This is a genomic window from Pseudomonas sp. GW821-FHT12A04 (assembly GCF_058807755.1).
In genome coordinates this window covers 233,678-254,753 of record NZ_JBXAQZ010000007.1, presented here as the reverse complement: position 1 = coordinate 254,753, position 21,076 = coordinate 233,678, and the positions used below count along the sequence as shown (strand labels likewise).

The following is a 21,076-nucleotide window of genomic DNA, read 5'->3' as shown; positions in this document are numbered from 1 at the left end:
GGTGTTGGTTTGGGCGACGAAGGTTGCGGCGCTGTCGACGTCGCTGATGGTCAGGGTGCCGCTGGTGGAGATGTCGGCGGCGGCATTGGTCTCGGTCAGGTTGGCGATGTCGGCGGACAGTACGGCCGCATCGTTGGTGCCGAGGATGTGCACGGTGACCGAAGTGAGGGTGCCGTCGGCACTGCTCACCGCAAAGGTGTCGGTGTAGGTGGTGCCGGCGGCGAACTCGTTGTGGGCGGAGCTGGCGACGTAGGTCCAGGCACCGCCGGTGCCGACGGAGAACTGGCCGTAGCTGCCGGCGGTGTTGGTTTGGGCGACGAAGGTTGCGGCGCTGTCGACGTCGCTGATGGTCAGGGTGCCGCTGGTGGAGATGTCGGTGGCGGCATTGGTCTCGGTGAGGTTGGCGATGTCGGCGGACAGCACGGCCGCATCGTTGGTGCCGAGGATATGCACCGTGACCGAAGTGAGGGTGCCGTCGGCACTGCTCACCGCAAAGGTGTCGGTGTAGGTGGTACCGGCGGCGAACTCGTTGTGGGCGGAGCTGGCGACGTAGGTCCAGGCGCCGCCGGTGCCGACGGAGAACTGGCCGTAGCTGCCGGCGGTGTTGGTTTGCGCGACGAAGGTTGCGGCGCTGTCGACGTCGCTGATGGTCAGGGTGCCGGCGGTGGAAATGTCGACGGCGGCATTGGTCTCGGTGAGGTTGGCGATGTCGGCGGACAGCACGGCCGCATCGTTGGTGCCAAGGATATGCACGGTGACCGAAGTGAGGGTGCCATCGGCACTGCTCACTGCGAAGGTGTCGGTGTAGGTGGTGCCAGCGGCGAACTCGTTGTGGGCGGAGCTGGCGACGTAGGTCCAGGCACCGCCGGTGCCGATGGAGAACTGGCCGTAGCTGCCGGCGGTGTTGGTTTGCGCCTGGAAGCTTTCCGGGCTGTCGATATCGCTAATGGTCAGGCTGCCGCCGGTGGTCAGCGGAGCATTGGTTTCGCTTAGCGTAACGCTGGCCGAGGACAGCACGGCGGCGTCGTTGCTGCCAGTGACGGTGACGGTCACCAGCTGGGTGTCGACGCCGCCGAGGCCGTCGCTAACCTGCACGCTGAACACTTCGTTGTGACTCTCGCCCGCCTTCAGCGACTGCACCGCACTGGCGACACCATTGGTGCCGTTGGCCAGGGTGTAGGTCCACTGGCCGCTGTTGTCCACGGCGATCGAGCCATAGGTGCCGGTATTTGACCCGGCAATACTCCAGGTGGCGGTGGCATCGTGGTCGATGTCGACCGAGCTGAACTGGCCGCTGACGCTGAGCGTGCTGTCTTCCTGCACCGCGCCCGCATCATGGCCGGTCGCGAAGCTGAGAACTGGCGCGTCATTGCTGCCGGTGACGGTGACGGTCACCAGCTGGGTGTCGACGCCGCCGAGGCCATCGCTGACCTGCACGCTGAACACTTCGTTGTGACTCTCGCCCGCCTTCAGCGACTGCACTGCACTGGCGACACCATTGGCGCCATTGGCCAGCGTGTAGGTCCACTGGCCGCTGTTGTCCACGGCGATCGAGCCGTAGGTGCCGGCATTTGACCCGGCAATACTCCAAGTGGCGGTGGCATCGTGATCGATGTCGGCCGAGCTGAACTGGCCACTGACGCTGAGTGTGGTGTCTTCCTGCACCGCGCCGGCATCATGGCCGGTCGCGAAACTGAGCACCGGTGCGTCGTTGTTGCCGGTGATGGTGATAGTCACCAGCTGGGTGTCGACGCCACCGAGGCCATCGCTGACTTGCACCGTAAACACGTCATCATGACTCTCGCCCGCCTTCAGTGACTGCACCGCACTGGCGACACCATTGGTGCCATTGGCCAGGGTGTACGTCCACTGACCGGTGCTGTCCACGGCGATCGAGCCATAGGTTCCAGTTGGCGAGCCATTGATGCTCCAGCTGCTCGTGGCATCGTGGTCGATGTCGGTCGAGCTAAACTGGCCGCTGACGCTGAGGGTGGTGTCTTCCTGCACTGCGCCCGCATCATGGCCGGTCGCGAAGCTGAGCACCGGTGCGTCGTTGCTGCCGGTGACGGTGATGGTCACCAACTGGGTGTCGACGCCACCGAGGCCATCGCTGACCTGCACCGTAAACACGTCATCATGACTCTCGCCCGCCTTCAGCGACTGCACCGCACTGGCGACACCATTAGTGCCATTGGCCAGGGTGTAGGTCCACTGGCCGGTGCTGTCCACGGCGATCGAGCCGTAAGTGCCGGCTGGCGAGCCATTGATGGTCCAGGTCGCCGTGGCATCGTGGTCGATGTCGGCCGAACTGAACTGGCCGCTGACGCTGAGGATGCTGTCTTCCTGTACCGCGCCCGCATCATGGCCGGTCGCGAAACTGAGCACTGGCGCATCGTTGTTGCCGGTGACGGTGACGGTCACCAGCTGGGTGTCGACGCCGCCCAGGCCGTCGCTGACTTGCACGCTGAACACTTCGTTGTGACTCTCGCCCGCCTTCAGCGACTGCACCGCACTGGCGACACCATTGGTGCCGTTGGCCAGGGTGTAGGTCCACTGGCCGCTGTTGTCCACGGCGATCGAGCCAAAGGTGCCGGTGTTTGACCCGGCAATACTCCAAGTGGCGGTGGCATCGTGGTCGATGTCGACCGAGCTGAACTGGCCGCTGACGCTGAACGTGCTGTCTTCCTGCACCGCGCCCGCATCATGGCCGGTCGCGAAGCTGAGCACTGGCGCGTCGTTGCTGCCGGTGACGGTGACGGTCACCAGCTGGGTGTCCACGCCGCCGAGGCCGTCGCTGACCTGCACGCTGAACACTTCGTTGTGACTCTCGCCCGCCTTCAGTGACTGCACCGCACTGGCGACACCATTGGTGCCATTGGCCAGGGTGTAGGTCCACTGGCCATTGTTGTCCACGGCGATCGAGCCGTAGGCGCCGGCTGGCGAGCCATCGATGCTCCAGGTCGCCGTGGCATCGTGGTCGATGTCGGTCGAACTGAACTGGCCGCTGACGCTGAGCGTGCTGTCTTCCTGCACCGTGCCTGCATCATGGCCCGTCGCGAAACTGAGCACCGGTGCGTCGTTATTACCGGTGACGGTGATGGTCACCAACTGGGTGTCGACGCCACCGAGGCCATCGCTGACTTGCACGCTGAACACTTCGTTGTGACTCTCGCCCGCCTTCAGCGACTGCACCGCACTGGCGACACCATTGGTGCCATTGGCCAGGGTGTAGGTCCACTGGCCGGTGCTGTTCACGGCGATCGAGCCGTAGGCGCCGGTATTTGACCCGGCAATACTCCAGGTGGCGGTGGCATCGTGGTCGATGTCGGCCGAGCTGAACTGGCCACTCACGCTGAACGTGGTGTCTTCCTGCACCGCGCCGGCATCATGGCCGGTCGCGAAGCTGAGCACCGGTGCGTCGTTGGTGCCGGTCAGGGTAATCGTCACCGTCTGCGGTGCCGAAGCAGCGTTGTCCGTACCGCTGTCGTCGCTGGCTACCACGGTGTAGGAGAAGCTGATGGTTTCACCGGCGCTCAGGAAGTCCAGGTTCTGGCTGCTGCTGTAGTTCCAGCCGGCCTGATCCACCGAGAAACCGGCGACCAGCGCGGCGGCCTGCGCCGCGCCGAGGGTGCCGCCGCTCCAGACGAGGTCGTTGTTGGCGGTCTGGCTGACAGTCACGACGTCGTTGCTGTCCAGATCGGCGAAGCTCAGCGCTCCGCTGTCGCTCAGCGTGGCCGCGCCGTTGCCTTCGTTCATCGCCCCGGTCGTGTCGTCGATGGTCAGCGTCGGCTGGTCGTTGGTGCCGGTCAGGGTGATCGTCACATCCTTGGTCACCGTCGCCCCGAAGTCGTCGGTCAGCGTCACCGTGAACACTTCGGTCTTGGTCTGGCCCTCGGCCAGGTACTGCGCCGCGTTGTTGTTCAGCGTATAGGTCCAGCCCACGCTGCCCGCCGCGTCGCCCGTGCTCTCGTCGCTGACAATGGCCACCAGCGTACCCAGCGCACCGGACGGCGCGCTCACGCTGGCCACATGGGCGTCATCGGCCAGGTCCACGTCGCCAAAGGCGAAGCTGCCGCTGGCCACCGTGGTGCCGTCTTCGGTCACCGCCCCGCTTTCGATTTCTGCCGCCGTCACCGTCGGCGCGTCGTTGGTGCCGGTGATAGTGATGGTCACATTCTGCGTTACCGACGAACCCTGACCATCGCTGATGGTGACCAGGTAAGTTTCGGTTACTGTCTGTCCCTGGGCCAGGTACTGCGCCGCCGCATTGTCCAGGTTGTACGTCCATTGCACCGAACCGTTGGCCGCGTTCGCAGCTTCGCTTACCGGCGAGAGCATGAACGTACCAAGATGAGTAGCGTTGCCCCCCGCCGGCGCGAACGTCGCCATGTGCGTGTCATTGAGGTCGACGTCGTTAAAGACAATCGTGCCGCTGGCCGTCAGCGAGTCGGTCGTGCTCGCAGTGGTGTCGGCGTCTTCGGTTACCGTGCCGGCCTGCTCGCCGAGGCTGATCGTCACACCATCATTCACGCCCGAAAACTGCACCGTCGCGGTGGCCCAACTGAGCGTTCCGTTGCCGAGGCGCATCGCATAGGTAAAGCTGTCCGTCAGGAGCTCGCCAACAGCAAGTGCCTGGAGTTGTGCCTTGAAAGCAGAGGAGAAAGTAGCGGCGTCGTAGCCGACCTTCCCGTCCGAGGTGATCCAGATCTTTGCACCATTCTTACTGGTGTCAGAACTCGTCGCCTCAGCCCTCGCCGTATCCTGGGTCAGGAGGTCGGCCGGAGCATAAGCCTTGGTGGCAGTAGAAAAACTGTCCGCGTTGTCGAGTGACCAGAGTGTCTTCGCGTTGCCGCCAAGGTCATTGGACATGACGTCCCAATACATGACCCCCAGCAGATTTTCAGTGGTGTTAAGGACATCATCCTTCGCCTGCGGCGTGTTGGAAAACGAGGTAACGGTTCCGCCGCTTGTAGTTGTAGTGCTAGCCATGTCTTTCTCCCAAGAATGTCACCCTGAGCAAAAAACCGCTGTGGGCCACCAACAGCCGCAAGCCGATTCTTCCTCAACCCACGAACACTTCACTCCACCGGTACCAGCCGGCTGGCCAGTAGCTTCACGCCCACCCCGGCCCTGCCGCCCAGCGGTTCAATGCGCACGATTTGTCCTTGCGCCTTGAACTTCATGGGGCCGCCGGGCGTGTCGAGTTCGATCTCGAAGTCAATCAAGCTACCCACCTGCTGCTCGCTATCGGTTTCGAAATACAAACCGGAGGCGCTGATGTCACGGATGACACCCTGGCCCCCGCCGATCAGTTGCAGCGACAGGGTGACTTGTTCACGGGGCTCAATTCGGTGTGCGTCTCTCATGACTGCAGTCTAAAAACGGCCGCTGTTTATTACATGAGTGCGCTATCCCTTTTTTTCTGGGAGTCAATCACCCATAAAAACAGTGTTTTATGGGACAAATGTCATGGGAGGGGGGGACTGAAGCGCTATAGAAAAAAGCTACAGGCTGCAACGATTGCTATCATGATCAGCTAACACAACCCGCCTAAAGAGGCAGCGACCCGAATGCCAATTCAAGTCCTGTTAGTCGCTCTACCGCTCGTGGCCTGGGGCCTTGAGCGTCTGGTGGAAAGCGCTCAACCAAGGTTGGCGCTGGCGGGTTCGGTGGCGTCGGTGGCGCAATACCTGCTTTCGCTGCACCAATACGCGCCGGATGTGGTGGTGCTGGACCTGGACAGCGAGGGCTGTATCGAGTCACTGGCCGAATTGCACAGACAGACCAAAGCCAGGATTCTGGTCGTGACAGGGTCGAGCGACGTGACGCTGCATGACAGTGCGGTGCTGGCGGGCGCACGTGGCGTGGTGGATAAGCGGGAGTCGGCATCCGCATCGACATTGCTCAAAGCTATAGAAAAAGTGCATGACGGCGAGCTCTGGATTGACCGCAATGCGACCAGCCGTATATTCCTTGAACTGGCGCGCAAGAAAGTCGAGCGCGATATAGACCCGGAGCAACAAAAAATCGCCAAGCTAACGCGCCGCGAGCAGCAAACCATTGCATCGCTGGCCCGCGACCCCTCTGCCCCTGGCAAGTTGGTGGCCGAGAAACTGCACATCAGCGAACACACGCTGCGCAACCATTTGACATCGATCTACAGCAAGCTGGGCCTGACGAATCGCGTAGATCTGTACGCCTATGCACACAAGCATGGGCTTTCCACAGGCGACTGAGCCGATTCCTTCCAGATTGATCGAAAATCCGATCTACCCCACCCATCTCCTGCGAGACCGGCAAGATTCGCCATCAATCTGCGTGACAGACCACTGCCGCAGTGGATCTTCACGGAACCCAGCCTTTATCCTTGACGCCCCCCGCTGTCCCGAGTCCTGGAGTTTCGCCCATGCCCCATGAAGGCAACCTGCTACAAGCCGCTGTCGTATTTCTGATGGCGGCCGTACTCATCGTTCCATTAGCCAAGCGCCTGCAACTGGGGGCGGTTCTGGGTTATCTGTTTGCCGGGGTGATCATCGGCCCGTCGGTGCTGGGCCTGATCGACAACCCGCAAAGCGTCGCGAACATTTCCGAACTCGGCGTGGTGTTGCTGCTGTTCATCATCGGCCTGGAACTGTCACCGCGACGCTTGTGGGTGATGCGCAAATCAGTGTTCGGCGGGGGCTTGGCCCAAGTGCTGCTGACGGGTTCGGTGATCGGCGTGGTGGCGCTGTGGCTGTTTGGCCAGCCATTGAACACCGCGATCGTCCTGGGTCTGGGCCTGGCGCTGTCGTCCACGGCGTTCGGCCTGCAAAGCCTGGCTGAACGCAAGGAACTGACCAGCCCCCACGGGCGGCTGGCGTTCGCGATCCTGTTGTTTCAGGACATCGCCGCGATCCCCTTGATCGCCATGGTGCCGTTGCTGGCCGGTGGCGATCACAGCACCACCGCCAGCGAAAACCTGAACCACGGCCTGCAAGTGCTGGCCAGCATCGCCGTCGTGGTGATCGGCGGGCGCTATCTGCTGCGACCGGTGTTTCGCGTGGTGACCAAAACCGCGTTGCCAGAGGTCTCCACCGCCACGGCGTTGCTGGTGGTGATTGGCACAGCATGGCTGATGGAGCTGGTCGGGATTTCCATGGCCCTGGGGGCCTTCCTCGCCGGTCTGTTGCTGGCGGACTCCGAGTATCGCCATGAACTGGAAGCCCAGATCGAACCGTTCAAGGGCCTGTTACTCGGGCTGTTTTTCATCAGTGTCGGCATGGGGGCGAACCTGAGTTTGCTGCTGAGCATGCCGATGGCTGTGCTGGGCCTGACCCTGTTGCTGATCGCGATCAAACTGCCGCTGCTGTTTATTGTCGGTCGATTGGCCGGAGGCTTGAAGAACGTCAGCGCGATCCGCTTGGGTATCGTGCTGGCGGCCGGTGGTGAATTTGCCTTTGTGGTGTTCAAGATCGGGCGAGATCATGGGCTGTTCGCGGCAGAACTGTATGACTTGCTGGTGCTGACCATCACCCTGTCCATGGCCGTGACACCCTTGTTGCTGCTGCTCTGCGCACGGTTGGTCAGCCCGAAAGTGCAACCGGTGGAAGTGCCGGAGAAGTTCCGCGAAATCGACGCCGACGCGCCACGGGTGGTGATCGCCGGCATGGGGCGCATGGGCCAGATCGTTGCGCGGATTCTGCGCGCGCAGAACATCAAGTTCGTGGCCCTCGACACCTCGGTGGAAACCATCGAACTGTCTCGCAGTTTTGGTGGCGTGCCGGTGTTCTACGGCGACCCGATGCGCCCGGAAATCCTCAACGCGGCCAAGGTCGGGGAAGCCGAGTACTTCGTGATCGCCACCGACGACCCGGACACCAACATCAAGACCGCCGAGCTGGTGCGCAAGCTCTATCCGCATATGAAAATCATCGCCCGCGCCCGTAACCGTCAGCATGTGCACCGGCTGATGGACGTCGGCGCACACGCCGTGCGCGAAACCTTTTATTCGAGCCTGGAAATGAGCCGGCAAACCCTGATCGGGCTGGGATTGACCCAGGCTCAGGCGGATGCGCGGATCAAGCGCTTCAAGCAGCACGACGAAGTGGTGCTCGAAGCCCAGCATGCGGTGTATGACGACGCGGTGAAAGTGATGCAGACGGCGCAGGAAGCGCGGGCGGAACTGGCCAGGTTATTCGAGTCGGATCACCTGCAAGAGCAAGCAGGCAAGAATTGAGGTGGATTTGAGGGCCCCTTCGTCGGAACGCCGCCCGGAGCAAGCCCGCTCCCACATTGGATCTTGGGTGTTCACAAATATTGAGCCTGACAGAGCCCCCTTGTGGGAGCGGGCTTGCTCGCGAAGAACGATAACGCGGTGCATTGGATAAACAATCATTTCAAAGGAATCCACCATGACTGACCAACCTGCCCCCGCCCTCAAGGAAATCTTCAACAGCGAGCGTCTCCAGCACATCGCCACCGAAATAACGGCGGTGTATCCGGAATTCGAGGCCAGACGTTTCCTGAAGCTGGCCCGATCCGGGCTGGCAGACCTCAGTGTCATGCAACGCATGGCCCGGGTCAGCGAATGCCTGCACGCGGTGTTGCCGCTGGACTATGAAGCGTCGCTGCAGGTGCTGCGCGCCCTCGCCCCGCGCCTGAACAGCGGCTTCGTCAGCATGTGCCTGCCGCACTTTGTCGCCAGCTACGGAGCCAATGCGTTCGATCAGTCGATGGACGCACTGAAGTACTTCACCGCTTTTGGCTCTTCGGAGTTCGCAATCCGTCACTTTCTGCGCAGTGACCTCGAGCGCTCGCTCAAGCTGATGCATGCCTGGTCGCTGGATGACAACGAACATGTGCGGCGCCTGGCCAGTGAAGGATGCCGGCCACGCCTGCCCTGGTCATTCCGGCTGGAGCCCATCCAGGCCGATCCGACACTGGCCGCGAACATCCTCGACAACCTCAAGGCCGACACGAGCCTGTACGTACGCAAATCCGTGGCCAACCACCTCAACGACATCACCAAGGATCATCCCGACTGGGTGCTGGACCTGATCGAAGGCTGGTCGCTGGACAACCGGCACACCGCATGGATCGCCAAACACGCCCTGCGCAGCCTGATCAAACAGGGCAACCGGCGGGCACTGGCGATCATCGGCGCGGGCGGCAAGCCTGAAGTCGAGATCGTTGATGTAAAAGTCGAACCGCCGGTGATTGGCCTCGGAGAAAAAATCACCCTGTCGTTTGCCGTCAAATCCACCGTTCAAAGCAGCCAGCGCCTGGTAATCGACTACGCCATCGATTACGTCAAGGCTAACGGCAGCACCTCGGCGAAGGTGTTCAAGCTCAAGGCGCTGACGCTGCCGGGCAACGCCGTCGAAGCCGTCAGCCGTGGTCAGCAGATCAAAGAACTCACCACCCGCCGGCATTATGCGGGGCGCCATGCGGTGCACATCATGGTCAATGGTGAACGGCTGGCCAGCACGGCGTTCGAGATTCTTGCTTGAGCCCCAAGATGGATATTGGATGTGCTGCCGCCATCGCGAGCAAGCTCGCTCCCACATTGGTTTAGCTTCGTTCGCAAAATGTGTGACAACACAGCACCCTGTGGGAGCGAGCTTGCTCGCGATCGCGTCCGTTCAGGCACCGTAGGAGGTTGGCCCGAGCAACAACCCTTGCTCCCGCTCACACAACTCCACCACATAATCCCAAAGCACCCGCAGCCGCACCGATTTGTGCAGCTCCCGGCGGGTGCTGATCCAGTAGCTGCGCTGGATGCTTTCGTCCGGCAGCAGCGGCACCAGGTCCGGGTCGGCGCTGGCCATATAGCACGGCAGCACGGCGATCCCCAGGCCTGAGCGCGCCGCCTGTTGCTGGGCGATCACGCTGGTGCTGTGAAACACCACCCGAGGGTTGCGGCAGAAGCTGTTGAGGAACATCAGTTCCTGGCTGAACAGCAAATCATCGACATAGCCAATCCACGCATGACGCCCCAGGTCCTCCCGACTGCGCAACGGCGGTGAGCGATCGAGATAGTCCTGGCTGGCATACAACGCCAGGCGATAGTCAGTGAGTTTGCGGGTGACCAGCATGTCGGCGGCCGGGCGTTCGAGGTGGATGCTGATTTCCGCCTCGCGGTTGAGGATGCTGACAAAACGCGGCACCGCCACCAGTTCCACCTCCAGCCCCGGATAGCGCTCGAACAAACCGTTCATGCGACTGGCCAGGAACATGATGCCCAGCCCCTCCGTCACGCCGACGCGGATCTTGCCCAGCGGCGCGGTGGATTGGGTGATTTCCTCCTGTGCCAGCAGCGCCACGTTCTCCATCGCCTCGGCGTGTTTAAGCAACGCCTCGCCGGCCGGGGTCATCTCGTAACCCTGGGCATACTGGACGAACAACGCCGTACCGAGGCTTTTTTCGATGGCCTCGATGTGCCGCGCCACGGTGGCATGGGTGGTGTTCAAGCGACGGGCAGCCGTGAGCAAACGCCCGCTGCGCTGCAACTCGAGAAAAAACCGCAGGTCATTCCAGTCGAACATGAATCGTCCTTGTTCGTTGCCGTTCGGGATGCTGTTTAAAAACGCACAGCAGCTGCGCAAAAACTAACATTCTTTTGACGAAAGCTAACAACTAGGATGACAGACAACAAGAACAACAACACGAGGTCAGGGATGCAGGCTTCCCTAGATGAATTCGATTACATCGTGGTCGGGGCCGGGCCGGCCGGGTGTCTGCTGGCCAATCGACTGTCGGCCGATGCGCAACATCGCGTGTTGCTGCTCGAGGCCGGCGGCCGCGACAACTATGCGTGGATTCACATCCCCGTGGGTTACCTGTTCTGTATCGGCAACCCGCGCACCGACTGGTGCTTCAAGACCGAAGCGCAACCGGGCCTGCAAGGTCGCGCCCTGAGCTACCCGCGCGGCAAGGTGCTGGGGGGCTGCTCCTCCATCAACGGCATGATCTACATGCGCGGCCAGGCCGGCGACTACGACGGCTGGGCCGCCGACGGCAATCCTGGCTGGAGCTGGCGAGACGTATTGCCACTGTTCAAGCAGAGTGAAAATCACTTTGCCGGCGCCGCCGAGTTTCACGGCGCCGCGGGCGAATGGCGGGTCGAACGTCAGCGCCTGTCATGGCCGATTCTCGATGCGTTCCGCAGTGCCGCCGAGCAAAGCGGCATCGCCAGCATCGATGACTTCAACCAGGGCGATAACGAAGGTTGCGGTTATTTCCAGGTCAATCAGAAGGCCGGCATCCGCTGGAACGCGTCCAAGGCCTTTCTCAATCCCATTGGCCAACGTCCCAATCTCACCGTGCTGACCGGGGTCGAAGTCGACCGCGTGCTGCTGGACAATGGCCGCGCCTCGGCGGTCAGCGCCCGCTGGCAAGGCCAGGCAAAAACCTTCAAGGCGCGCAAGGAGATCGTCCTGTGTGCCGGCTCGATCGGTTCGCCCAGCATCCTGCAACGCTCCGGCATCGGCCCGCGTCCACTGCTTGAGCGGCTGGGCATTGGCGTCGCCCATGAGTTACCCGGCGTCGGTGGCAACCTGCAAGATCACCTGCAACTGCGGCTGATCTACAAGCTGGAAAATGCCCGTACCCTGAACCAGATCGCCGGCAGCCTGTGGGGCAAGATGGGCATGGGCCTGCGCTACCTGTATGACCGCAGCGGCCCGCTGTCCATGGCGCCGAGCCAGTTGGGCGCCTTTGCCCGCTCGGGGCCGGAGCAGACTTCAGCCAACCTCGAATACCACGTGCAGCCGCTGTCGCTGGAACGCTTTGGCGAACCGTTGCATGCCTTCCCGGCGTTCACCGCGTCGGTCTGCGATCTACGTCCGCAAAGCCGTGGCCGGGTGGAAATCCGCTCGGCCGATCCGCAAGAAGCTCCGCTGATCCAACCCAATTACCTCAGCCACCCGCAAGACCTGCGGGTCGCCGCCGATGCCATTCGCCTGACCCGGCGCATCGTCGCCGCCCCGGCCCTGCGTGCCTTCAATCCGGTGGAGTACCTGCCCGGCGACAGCCTGCAAAGCGAAGAACAGTTGCACGAAGCCGCCGCGCGGATCGGCACCACGATTTTCCATCCGGTGGGCACCTGCCGCATGGGCAATGACGCCGACGCCGTGGTCGATGCGCAACTCAAGGTCCATGGCATTCCCGGCCTGCGCATTGCCGATGCCTCGATCATGCCGCGCATCACCTCCGGCAACACCTGCTCGCCGACGCTGATGATTGCCGAGAAGGCTGCACAATTGATCCTCAACCCCGCCACAAGGAGCATCACACCGACAATGGAACTGATCGCACACCCCTGAATCCTTACGCGCCCCCCCTGTAGGAGCGAGCTCGCTCGCGAAGAACCTGAGAGCGCACGTGGGTGTCAGGTTTGCAGCGTTATCGTTGACGACCATCTCGAGCAGGCGCGCTCCTACAAGTAACGGATACACCCGATACATCGCAGTAGCGGCACCAGCCCACAAGGCCGGTGCCGGCAGTGGAACAACAAAAACAATCACTGTGAGGGATACCGGTATGTCAGAGAACGTTCAAACCCTGGAAGCCGTGCGTAGCGCGGGCACCAGTCAGGAAACCCAGAAAGTCATCTTTGCCTCGTCCCTCGGGACAGTCTTCGAGTGGTACGACTTTTTCCTCTATGGCGCCCTCGCGGCGGTGATCAGCAAGCAGTTTTTCGCCGGAGTCAACGACACCACGGCGTTTATCTTTGCGCTGATGGCCTTCGCCGCCGGCTTCATCGTGCGGCCGTTCGGCGCGCTGGTGTTCGGTCGGTTGGGGGACATGATCGGGCGCAAGTACACCTTCCTCGCCACCATCGTCCTCATGGGCCTGGCGACGTTCTGCGTCGGGCTGCTGCCGACCTACGCCAGCATCGGCATCGCCGCGCCGATCATCCTGGTGGTGCTGCGCATGCTCCAGGGCCTGGCCTTGGGCGGTGAATACGGCGGCGCCGCGACCTACGTCGCCGAGCACGCGCCCATCGGCAAGCGCGGCTTCCACACCAGCTGGATTCAATCCACCGCGACCCTGGGCCTGCTGCTGTCGCTGCTGGTGGTGCTGGGCTGCCGTTACTTCACCGGCGATCAGTTCGAAGTCTGGGGCTGGCGCATTCCGTTCCTGTTTTCCATCGTGCTGCTGGGCATCTCGACCTGGATTCGCCTGAGCCTGCATGAATCGCCGGCCTTCGTGAAAATGAAAGAAGAAGGCAAGTTGTGCAAACAGCCGATTCGCGACTCCTTCGGCAAGTGGGAAAACCTCAAGGTGGTGTTGATCGCCCTGTTCAGCATCAATGCCGGGCAAGCGGTGACCTTCTACGCCGCGCAATTCTATGTGCTGTTCTTCCTCACCCAGTTCCTGAAAATGGACCCGGCCGTGGCCAACGGTCTGCTGATCGTCAGCGTGACCATTGGCGCCCCTTTCTTCATTTTCTTTGGCTGGCTGTCGGACAAGGTTGGGCGTAAACCGGTGCTGATGATCGGCCTGCTGCTGGCCACCGCCCTGTACTTCCCGATCTTCAAGACCCTGGCCCACTACGCCAACCCGGCCATCGACCAGGCCAGCCGCCAGGCACCGATCACCGTGATGGCCGACCCGGCCACCTGCACCTTCCAGTTCGACCCGGTGGGCAAGGCAAAATTCGACAGCCCGTGCGACAAGGTCAAGACCTTCCTGGTCAAGCAGGGCCTGCCGTACCAGAGTGCTGTCGCACCGGCCGGCAGTGACGTGCAGGTGAGCGTCGGTGACGTGAAGATCGACGGGTTCGACGAAGCCGCCCTGCGCGGTGCCGTGACCCTCGCCGGTTACCCGCAACAGGCGGACATGCAGCAGATCAACAAGCCGATGATCGTGGCGCTGATCGTCGCGCTGATCATCATCTCCGCGATGTGCTACGGCCCGCTGGCGGCGTTGATGGTCGAACTGTTCCCGACCCGCATCCGCTACACCTCGATGTCCCTGCCCTACCACATCGGCAACGGCTGGTTCGGCGGCTTCCTGCCGACCGTGTCGTTCGCGTTGGTGGTGTACACCGGGGACATCTTCTACGGGCTGTGGTATCCGGTGGTGATCACCGGGGTGAGCCTGGTGGTGGGGATGATTTGCCTGCGTGAGACGCGCAACGTCGATCTCGATAAAAACTGACCTGACCTGTCATTGTAGGAGCGAGCCTGCTCGCGATGGACTCGAAAGCGCCGCGTTTAACCACTAAACACGCGTTTTCGTTAACGACCATCGCGGGCAGGCTCGCTCCTGCAGGGGTTTTGCAGCGTCAGAAACGGGCCTTGACCGATACCATGAAGTTGCGTGGATCACCGTAGTAATTACCAAACGTCTCGGTACCAATGGTGGCGTAGTAACGCTTGTCGAACAGGTTGTTGCCGTTGAGCGCAACAGACCAGGTGTCGTCGATGCGATAGCCTATGCGACCGTTCCAGACGGCATAACCCGACTGGCTGATCTTTTTTGCACTGTTGGGTGAAACCCGAAAGTTATCGCTCTGCGCGTTGACGCCGGCACCAATGCTGAACCTTTCAAGAGACCCGCTCAGGGTGTAGTCGCCCCACATGCGCAATACATGCCGAGGCACATAGCTGTTGAACGCAGCGCCGTTCAGACTCGTGTCGATGTCATCCAGGGTCTTGGTCTGGGTGTAGGTGTAACCCGCCAGCAATTGCAATCGCTCAATGACTTCACCGCTGATTTCCGCCTCGAAGCCCTGGGCCCTGACCTTGCCGGCATTGACGTAGCAATAGCCGTCAGAGGATGGGCAAGACGAGTTGTAGTCGGTTTGCGCCTGGTCTTTCTGGATCGTGCGAAACAGATTGAAAGAGCTGTTCAAGCGACCGTCGAACCACGCCCCCTTGATCCCCAGTTCATAGCTCTGGCCCACCAGAGGCTTGAGGGTCGAGCCGTCTTCGGCCCGCAAGTTACCCTGGGGCGTGAAGATTTCCGCATAGCTGGTATAGGCCGTGAGGTTTTCATTGAGGTCAAGCAACAGCCCGGCAAAAGGTGTGACCTGCCCCGTTTCCTTGGTGCTGGCGTGTTCGGACGTACCCGACCTGATGAACACCGAATCGGTATTGGAGCTGTACCAGCTCACGCGGCTGCCAACGACGAAGGTCAACGGTTCCGCCAGTTTCAGGCGCAAGGTCGAGTAAGCCCCCTTCTGTTTGGTCACGCTATCGACCGGACCGCCACGAGACGAGTTGTCGATGAAGAAACTGTCGTCCGGCTCCGGAATATGTTTGTCGGGATTGAACACATTTTGCCGTTGCGGCAGAAACGCCACCGAGTAGAAGTCGTCCTTGTTCGAACGACTGGCATTGAAACCCACCACCAGTTCGTGTTGCAGGCCGAACCCATCGAACTTGCCATCCACGTAGGCGTCGAGGCCGTAGTCGACTTGATCGTAGTCGTACATGCTGCCCAGCACACCGGTGGTATCCACGCCAGGCGTTACCGCCCCGGAGGCGAACGCGTATTTGATGTCCTGGGTGTTTTTTGTGTAAACGCTGGCGACTTTCAATGCCCAGTCTTCGTTGATCTGGTGTTTGAGATCGCTGAAGACCGTGGTGCGTTTACTGCGCCAGGTGTTCCACGACGGATCGAGGCAGGTTGAACGACTGAGCTTGAGGTCGCTGCCATCCTTGTAGCGCGGCAACCCGCCCCAGCACGGGTTGGCGTCGACATCTTCATAGGCCAGGCCCACCCCGAGCGTGGTGTCCGGGCTCAAGTCGACATCGAGCGCGCCGTAATACACCTGGTCCTTGCGACTGGCATCGTCGATAAAGTAATGCCGGCTCTGCTCCGCAATCACGGCGCGGCCGCGCAGGGTGCCCGAATCGTTCAGTGGGCCGCCGGTGTCGACCTGTGCGCGATAGTTGTCGTAACTGCCGCCCGACAAGGTGATCTCGGTGTGAGGCGTCGCTTGCCCGCGTTTGCGCACGAAGTTCACACCGCCCGCCGTGCCGCCCGCGCCTTTCATCATGCCGGCGGCACCGCGCAGGATTTCTACCCGGTCGTAATACGCCATGTCCCCGCTGAAACTGTCGGCCTGAACGTAGAGGTTGCCCATGTCCAGTGGCACGCCGTCGTACTGGTACTGGCCGGACATGCGGAAACCGCGCGAGTAAAAGTATTTGCCGCCCATGGTCGAGTCGTAGACGGTGATGCCCGGGGTCTTCTCCATCACTTGATCGATGGTGTTGAGGTTCTGGTCATCGAGCATCTTGCGGGTCATCACCGTCACCGATTGCGGTGTTTCCCGCAGGGAGTGTTCGCCTTTGCCGATAGTGATCGCCCCGGTGGTGTACGACCCGCTGTTCTCGGTCGTCGCGCCCAGTTCCTGTCCATTGATGTTGGTGGCGCCCAGTTCCAGCGCCGAACCGGACACAGGCGCTGCCCGCAGGATGTAAGTACCGTTGCCCTGGGGCTCGGCTTGCAGGCCGCTGCCACCGAGTATGCGTGCAAAGCCTTCACTGACACCGAAAGAGCCTTTCAGCCCGGGGGAACTGAAACCGTCGGTTTGCCGCGCATCGAACGAAATGGCCGCGCCTGCCGCGCTGGCAAAACGACTGAGGACTTCAGTCAGGCTGCCGCCGGCGATATCGAAGGATTGAACCGAACGCTGTTGTTGCGCCGGCACCGGCGCGGCGTATGTTGCAGCAGACCATGAACCGGTTGTCGTAGCCGCCAATAATCCAAACTTCACCGCGGTCGCCAGACGACCAGACTGGTACACCCGAAACATGCTTACCCTCCCCCAAACGATCAATAAAAACTCATTGGGGGATGAGCCGAACGATGCGCATGAATAGTGCAATGGTGCAGAAATTATTTTTATCGGCGTCGCGGATTAGCCCGTAGCACCACCGGAAACATTGACCCAATAGCGGCTGTAGCGGGTGACACGCAACGACAAACCACTCTCCAGCGCTGCCAGCGCCACGTCTGTGTCGTCAATCGGAAAAGAACCGGAAACCTTCAGGTCGGCGATGCTCGAATCGCAGCGCAGAACACCCCTGCGATAGCGCGAAAGATCGGCCAGCAACTCGACCAAGGGGCGATTGATCGCGATAATGCTGCCCTGGCGCCACGCCCCGACCGAGGCATCGCTCGATTGCATTGCACCCAACCCGGCAGGACCGAAGGCCATGCGTTGACCAGCCTCCAGCCGTGCCTTCGATGGTGACACGCTCACCTCTACGGCCTTTTCCAGCACCGCCACTTCGCTGCCGCGTGCCTGGGAGCGGACGATAAACCGCGTGCCCAACGCCCGGACCTCGCCATCTCGAGTGACAACCTTGAACGGCCGCTGCGCCGGGTCGACGGCGGTCGAAACGAGAATTTCCCCCGCCAGCAACTCCAGCACCCGCTGCCGGCCATCGAAACGCAGGTTGACCGACGTCTGGGTGTTGAGCAGCAGCGAGCTGCCATCGGCCAGGCGAAATTCCCGGCGCTCGCCGACAGCTGTGCGGTAGTCGGCGAACAGGTCCCGGGTTACCTCACTGCGCCAGCCCAACCACCCGAGGGAGCCCGCCGACGCCAGCACCAGCACACTGCGCAGCACCTGGCGACGGGACCGATCGGCTCCGCGCAAGGCCGGCGCAGCCAGTGCACCCGGAACCCGAGCCATCTGCTCACCGACCTCGGTCATGCGCTGCCAGGCCTGGTGATGCCCAGGATCAGCCGTCAGCCAGGCGCGCCAGGCCACCTGATCGGCATCCGTTGCAACACCGGAGTGAAGCCGCGCGTACCACTGCGCGGCGCTGCTGATCGCTTGCAGTTCGGCGGGCGACAGGCTCATGCGAGCTGCAACTGGATTTGCATCAGACAGCAATGCTCCATGGCCTTGGCCATGTGGTTGTTTACCGTACGCACGCTGACGCCCAGGCGCTCGGCGATCTGTGGGTAGGTCAGGCCATCGAACTGCGAGAGGATGAAACTCTGCTTGATCTTCGGCCCCAGTCCTTGCAGCAACCGATCAATCTCCATCAGTGCTTGCAGCAAAATCGCCTGTTCCTCCAGCGATGGCTGTTGCCGTTCGGGAGTGGCGGCCAACGCTTCAAGATAGGATTGCTCCAGCGAGCGGCGGCGAAACAGATCAATCAACAACCCCTTGGCGATCATCGACAGATAAGGCCGCGGCTCGCGGATCTCCAGTGCGCTGCGTGCCTTGATCACCCGGACAAAGGTGTCCTGCGCCAGGTCCGCGGCATCGAACGCGTTCCCCAGACGCTTGCGCAGCCAGCCATGGAGCCAACCGTGATGGTCGCAATACAGGTCGTTGACGGCGCTGCGCAGGGATAAATCATTGGCGGACATGAGAGTGGAATAATTCGCGAGTGATAATGACTCGCATTGTCATATTTGTAACAGCTGATTGGCAATAGCCATGGGGGGCAATCCAGAATGTCCAAGTGAGTAGAAGGACATTCCGGAATTTGCCGATCAGGGGGATAACCGTTGAATCGTGACTGTCTTATCGCTTGAAAACGACAATCAAACCTCGGCATCAAGCAGCTCGAACTTCACTTGATCCGGGTAGAACGCCACGTACTCTCGAATCTGTTCGACAGATATCTTGGGGTTTTCGTAACTCCACACCGCGTTGGCGCTTTCATGCCCCGGCACCTGCAGGCTGAAATAGCTGGCATCGCCCTTGTAGGGGCAATAACTGGTGTGGTCGGTGCGGGCGAAATACTTCTCGTCGATGTCCTCTCGCGGCACGTAGTACACCGGCGGGTAGTTGGCCTCCAGCAACACCAGGGCCCGCGCCGAGGCGGCCACTTGAATGCCGTGAAACTTTACCAACAGACAGCCAGGCTGCTCGGCGATGGTGATGACAGGGCTAGGACCGGAGCTTTTCATGGAAAACGTTCCTCATGACGGTAATGGACCTGCAAATCGATGTGGCAGCGTGGCTTGCCCGCGATGGGCTGCGCAGCAGCCCCAAAACCTGAAACCACGATTTATCAGGTATAACCCAAGTTTTACCCTCGCGACTGCTTCGCAGCCGAACGGGAGCGACACACAAACCTGTACATCCATACAGATAAAGATTGCTCCATCGTTCATCAAGCGCCATTCTGTGCATCTCTGGCACATTGATCGACGATGGTGGTTATGCGGCTGTACCTCTGTGAAAAACCTTCCCAGGCCAAAGACATTGCAGCAGTGCTCGGCGCCCGGCGCCGGGGCGATGGCTGTTGGCTGGGAACGGACGTCACGGTGACCTGGTGCATCGGCCACTTGCTGGAAACCGCACCGCCGGATGCCTACGACGCGCGCTACAAGCGCTGGGTGCTGGCCGACCTGCCGATCATTCCCGAAAAATGGAAAATGACCGTCAAGCCGCGCACCGCCAGCCAGTACAAGGCGGTCAAGCGCCTGCTCGGTGAAGCGTCCGAACTGATCATTGCCACGGACGCCGACCGCGAGGGCGAGATGATCGCCCGGGAACTGGTGGAGCATTGCCGCTATCGCGGGCCGATCCGCCGGCTCTGGTTGTCGGCGCTGGACGATGCGTCCATCCGCAAGGCCCTCGCGGCCCTCAAACCGGGGAACGAGACCTTCAGCCTCTATCACTCGGCCCTGGGGCGTTCCCGGGCCGACTGGCTGATCGGCATGAACATGAGTCGGCTGTTCACCCTGCTGGGGCGCCAGTCTGGCTATCAAGGTGTGTTGCCGGTCGGCCGGGTGCAAACGCCGACCTTGCGCCTGGTGGTGGATCGCGATCGCAGCATCGCCGACTTTGTGCCCGTCCCCTATTGGGCCATCGACGTGCAACTGCTGCACAACGGCACCGCGTTCACGGCGCAATGGCGCGCGGCATCCGAGCTTTGCGACGACCAGGACCGCTGTCTGAATCAGGCATTGGCGCAACAAGCTGCGGCCGCCATGAGCGGCGCGGCCAGTGCGCGGGTGATCAAACTGCGCACCGAACGGATGCGCGAAGTGGCCCCGCTGCCGTTCGACCTGGGTACCCTGCAGGAGGTCTGCTCAAAGAAACTCGGCCTCGGCGCCCAGGAAACCCTCGACATTGCCCAGGCGCTGTACGAGACCCACAAAGTCATTACCTATCCGCGCAGTGATTGCGGCTACTTGCCCCTGAGTCAGCACAGCGAGGCAACGGCCATTCTGGCGGCATTGCGTCAGGCCGATCCGGCGTTGAACGCCTTGCACGATCACCTTGATCCGCAACGGCGCTCACGGGCCTGGAACGATGCCAAGGTCAGCGCTCACCACGGCATCATCCCCACGGCTGCGGCGAAGAACCTCGAACGTCTGGCGGGCAAACAGCGTGCGGTCTACACCCTGATCCGCGCCCGATACCTGGCGCAGTTCCTGCCCAATCACGAATACGACCGCACCCAGGCCGATTTCGACTGCGCCGGCGAGGCCTTGCGCGCTGTCGGCAAGCAGATCATCGAGCCGGGCTGGAAACGCGCCCTGCCCGAAGCACTGGCTCCGGCCAAGGGGCGCGAAGCCCCGGCACCGCAGACTCTGCCCAACCTGGCCGAAGGCATCGACTGCGCAGTGGCCGGCGTGCAATTCAAGGACCTCTGGACGCAACCGCCAAAGCCGTTTACGGAAGGCGACCTGATCAAGGCCATGAAGAATGTCGCCAAACTGGTGCAAGACCCGCTGCTCAAGCAAAAGCTCAAGGACACCACCGGCATCGGCACCGAAGCGACGCGTGCGTCGATCATTCAGGGCCTGCTCGACCGTGGTTATCTGGTCAAGAACGGCAAGGCCCTGGCCGCCACGCCGGCCGCGTTCAGCCTGATCGACGCCGTACCCCGGGCCATCGCCGATCCGGGCACCACGGCGATCTGGGAGCAGGCGTTGGACATGGTGCAAAGCGGGGAAATGAGCCTGGAGGAGTTCGTCACCAAACAGGCGGCGTGGATGAGCAAGCAGGTCAGTCGCTGTGCCGGCCTGAGCCTGACCATCAGCGGTCCACCGCCCGGCGGGCGCGCCGCAACTCCATGGAAGAAAAAGCGCAAGAGCGCCCCGCGCAAACCATCGAGTGGTACCAGGCGCGGGGCAAAGCCGGCAAGCAAAACCTGAACCC

The 21,076-nt window shown here is 61.6% G+C and carries 13 protein-coding genes; 6 read left to right on the top strand and 7 right to left on the bottom strand.

The features are described from left to right. On the bottom strand, positions 1 to 4,989 hold a 4,989-nt coding region (locus AC1RS8_RS13575; protein WP_493162842.1), incomplete at its 3' end, for a beta strand repeat-containing protein. Positions 4,990 to 5,078: 89 nt separating this feature from the next. Continuing rightward, positions 5,079 to 5,366 (bottom strand): PilZ domain-containing protein, encoded by a 288-nt coding sequence (locus AC1RS8_RS13570; RefSeq protein WP_057715226.1) that lies wholly within the window; start codon positions 5,364 to 5,366, stop codon positions 5,079 to 5,081. A gap of 312 nt (positions 5,367 to 5,678) precedes the next feature. Here AC1RS8_RS13570 and AC1RS8_RS13565 point away from each other — a divergent pair, with 312 nt between their 5' ends. The 3 genes from AC1RS8_RS13565 (at position 5,679) to AC1RS8_RS13555 (ending at position 9,488) form a co-directional block, all read left to right on the top strand. Continuing rightward, positions 5,679 to 6,236: a LuxR C-terminal-related transcriptional regulator gene (locus AC1RS8_RS13565; protein WP_493162840.1), complete on the top strand. Its 558-nt coding sequence runs from the start codon at positions 5,679 to 5,681 to the stop codon at positions 6,234 to 6,236. A gap of 170 nt (positions 6,237 to 6,406) precedes the next feature. Next, positions 6,407 to 8,215: a monovalent cation:proton antiporter-2 (CPA2) family protein gene (locus AC1RS8_RS13560; RefSeq protein ID WP_493162838.1), complete on the top strand. Its 1,809-nt coding sequence runs from the start codon at positions 6,407 to 6,409 to the stop codon at positions 8,213 to 8,215. Between the two features lie 175 nt (positions 8,216 to 8,390). Continuing rightward, complete coding sequence (locus AC1RS8_RS13555) at positions 8,391 to 9,488, top strand: DNA alkylation repair protein (RefSeq protein WP_489340466.1); 1,098 nt, start codon at positions 8,391 to 8,393, stop codon at positions 9,486 to 9,488. 132 nt (positions 9,489 to 9,620) lie between these two features. Here the strand turns inward: AC1RS8_RS13555 and AC1RS8_RS13550 are convergent, their stop codons facing one another. Further along, positions 9,621 to 10,523, bottom strand: coding sequence for a LysR family transcriptional regulator (locus tag AC1RS8_RS13550; protein ID WP_407515932.1), 903 nt, complete (start codon positions 10,521 to 10,523; stop codon positions 9,621 to 9,623). A gap of 132 nt (positions 10,524 to 10,655) precedes the next feature. Here AC1RS8_RS13550 and AC1RS8_RS13545 point away from each other — a divergent pair, with 132 nt between their 5' ends. Both AC1RS8_RS13545 and AC1RS8_RS13540 read left to right on the top strand, forming a co-directional pair. Next, entirely contained in the window at positions 10,656 to 12,302 is a 1,647-nt protein-coding gene (locus AC1RS8_RS13545) for a GMC family oxidoreductase (RefSeq protein ID WP_489340465.1), read from the top strand. 217 nt (positions 12,303 to 12,519) lie between these two features. Further along, positions 12,520 to 14,142, top strand: coding sequence for an MFS transporter (locus AC1RS8_RS13540; protein ID WP_057715232.1), 1,623 nt, complete (start codon positions 12,520 to 12,522; stop codon positions 14,140 to 14,142). A gap of 127 nt (positions 14,143 to 14,269) precedes the next feature. Here the strand turns inward: AC1RS8_RS13540 and AC1RS8_RS13535 are convergent, their stop codons facing one another. From AC1RS8_RS13535 to AC1RS8_RS13520, 4 genes are all read right to left on the bottom strand, one after another. Next, positions 14,270 to 16,750, bottom strand: coding sequence for a TonB-dependent siderophore receptor (locus AC1RS8_RS13535; RefSeq protein WP_489340463.1), 2,481 nt, complete (start codon positions 16,748 to 16,750; stop codon positions 14,270 to 14,272). Positions 16,751 to 16,855: 105 nt separating this feature from the next. Continuing rightward, positions 16,856 to 17,806, bottom strand: a complete 951-nt coding sequence (locus AC1RS8_RS13530) for a FecR domain-containing protein (protein ID WP_489340462.1) — start codon at positions 17,804 to 17,806, stop codon at positions 16,856 to 16,858. Continuing rightward, positions 17,803 to 18,324 carry a sigma-70 family RNA polymerase sigma factor gene (locus AC1RS8_RS13525; protein ID WP_057715235.1) on the bottom strand — a complete coding sequence of 174 codons (522 nt, stop codon included), beginning with the start codon at positions 18,322 to 18,324 and terminating at the stop codon, positions 17,803 to 17,805. Before AC1RS8_RS13525 ends, AC1RS8_RS13530 begins: the two co-directional genes overlap by 4 nt. Before the next feature lie 177 nt (positions 18,325 to 18,501). Continuing rightward, the gene (locus AC1RS8_RS13520) at positions 18,502 to 18,870 is read right to left on the bottom strand and encodes a DUF427 domain-containing protein (protein WP_090454941.1); all 369 of its coding nucleotides are present in this window, start codon (positions 18,868 to 18,870) and stop codon (positions 18,502 to 18,504) included. Between the two features lie 255 nt (positions 18,871 to 19,125). On the opposite strand from AC1RS8_RS13520, the gene AC1RS8_RS13515 reads away from it, so the two are divergent. Further along, entirely contained in the window at positions 19,126 to 21,072 is a 1,947-nt protein-coding gene (locus AC1RS8_RS13515) for a DNA topoisomerase III (RefSeq protein ID WP_057716625.1), read from the top strand. Positions 21,073 to 21,076: the final 4 nt, after the last annotated feature.

Bases quoted from the DNA above. Each gene is read 5' to 3' on its own strand.
- AC1RS8_RS13570 (WP_057715226.1), bottom strand. From the start codon at position 5,366: ATGAGAGACGCACACCGAATTGAGCCCCGTGAACAAGTCACCCTGTCG.
- AC1RS8_RS13560 (WP_493162838.1), top strand. From the start codon at position 6,407: ATGCCCCATGAAGGCAACCTGCTACAAGCCGCTGTCGTATTTCTGATG.
- AC1RS8_RS13555 (WP_489340466.1), top strand. From the start codon at position 8,391: ATGACTGACCAACCTGCCCCCGCCCTCAAGGAAATCTTCAACAGCGAG.
- AC1RS8_RS13550 (WP_407515932.1), bottom strand. From the start codon at position 10,523: ATGTTCGACTGGAATGACCTGCGGTTTTTTCTCGAGTTGCAGCGCAGC.
- AC1RS8_RS13545 (WP_489340465.1), top strand. From the start codon at position 10,656: ATGCAGGCTTCCCTAGATGAATTCGATTACATCGTGGTCGGGGCCGGG.
- AC1RS8_RS13540 (WP_057715232.1), top strand. From the start codon at position 12,520: ATGTCAGAGAACGTTCAAACCCTGGAAGCCGTGCGTAGCGCGGGCACC.
- AC1RS8_RS13535 (WP_489340463.1), bottom strand. From the start codon at position 16,750: ATGTTTCGGGTGTACCAGTCTGGTCGTCTGGCGACCGCGGTGAAGTTT.
- AC1RS8_RS13530 (WP_489340462.1), bottom strand. From the start codon at position 17,806: ATGAGCCTGTCGCCCGCCGAACTGCAAGCGATCAGCAGCGCCGCGCAG.
- AC1RS8_RS13525 (WP_057715235.1), bottom strand. From the start codon at position 18,324: ATGTCCGCCAATGATTTATCCCTGCGCAGCGCCGTCAACGACCTGTAT.
- AC1RS8_RS13520 (WP_090454941.1), bottom strand. From the start codon at position 18,870: ATGAAAAGCTCCGGTCCTAGCCCTGTCATCACCATCGCCGAGCAGCCT.
- AC1RS8_RS13515 (WP_057716625.1), top strand. From the start codon at position 19,126: ATGCGGCTGTACCTCTGTGAAAAACCTTCCCAGGCCAAAGACATTGCA.